2 protein-coding genes are annotated in these 1,026 nt (G+C 60.9%); both read left to right on the top strand.

The window, feature by feature from the left end:
• The coding region (locus tag AC1DUU_RS32820) for an amidohydrolase family protein (RefSeq protein WP_476787452.1) at positions 1–537 on the top strand (537 nt) is incomplete at its 5' end.
• A 40-nt stretch (positions 538–577) separates the two neighbouring features.
• On the top strand, positions 578–1,026 hold a 449-nt coding region (locus AC1DUU_RS32815; RefSeq protein ID WP_476787451.1), incomplete at its 3' end, for an amidohydrolase family protein.

Here is a 1,026-nt window from a genome sequence, read left to right as displayed (position 1 = left end):
TACCGGCCTGATCGCGCACTCGACTGGCTGCGCCCGGCGATGAAGAAATGCGCCGACCTCGGGCTGATCGTCAAAGTCCATACTGGAGACGGGCCCTACAGCATTCCGACCGAGTTCTATCCGATCATTCGGGAGTTCCCGTCGGTCAACTTCATCCTCGGCCATTTCGGCGTCCAGACGGGCGGGGTCTATGTCTTCGAACCGTTCCAGATGGCGATGGATGCACCCAACGTCTACTGCGAATCCGGCTGGTGCCTGCAGTCGCGCATCGTCGAGTTCGCCAAGGAATTGCCCAAGCACAAGATCCTCTTCGGCACCGACACCCCGCCAAACGAACCAGGAATGTGGCTGCGCCTGCTCGAGGTGCTTTGCCACGAGCCGCCGCAAGGGCTGAACCTCGATGAGGATACGCTCGAGGATTACTTCGGCAATAATATCGCCCGGATGATCGGCATCGAGCCGACGCCGCCCCCGCGCAGCATGGAAGAAGCCCAGGCCCGCCTGACGGACACCTATGCCAGCCTCCAGCCGGCATGATGCGGCCCAACGCCTTGTTTCGTGAATTCGGAGACCACAGATGATTATCGACACCCACCTCCATCCGACCAATCTGGTCGACGAGGCCTGGCGCCACACCGGCACGCCGTTCAATGGCGAACGCATGCTGAAGCTGATGGACGGGCCTTACATGATCAACGGCAAACCGCGCCGCATCGACATGGGCTTCATCCAGCCGCCGCCCGGCAATACCGGTTACCGCGATGGCAATCGCATGGGCCGCGACGGCATTCGCGACTACATGGCCTACATCGCCGAGCTGTGCCAGAAATACCCGGATCGTTTCATCGGTAACTTCAACTACAACCCCCGCTGGGGTCCTGAGAACGGCGCAGCTGAGCTGGAATTCCACGTCAAGGAATATGGCTTCAAGATGCTGAAGTTGCATGCCAACATGCATGGCTACCGGCCTGACCGGGCCCTCGACTGGCTGCGCCCGGCGATGAAGAAATGCGCCGACCTCGGGCT

The organism is Aminobacter sp. P4_H6_2, assembly GCF_056400805.1.
The sequence above is the reverse complement of the archived record's forward strand: the minus strand, read 5'-3'. Positions and strand labels throughout refer to the sequence as shown.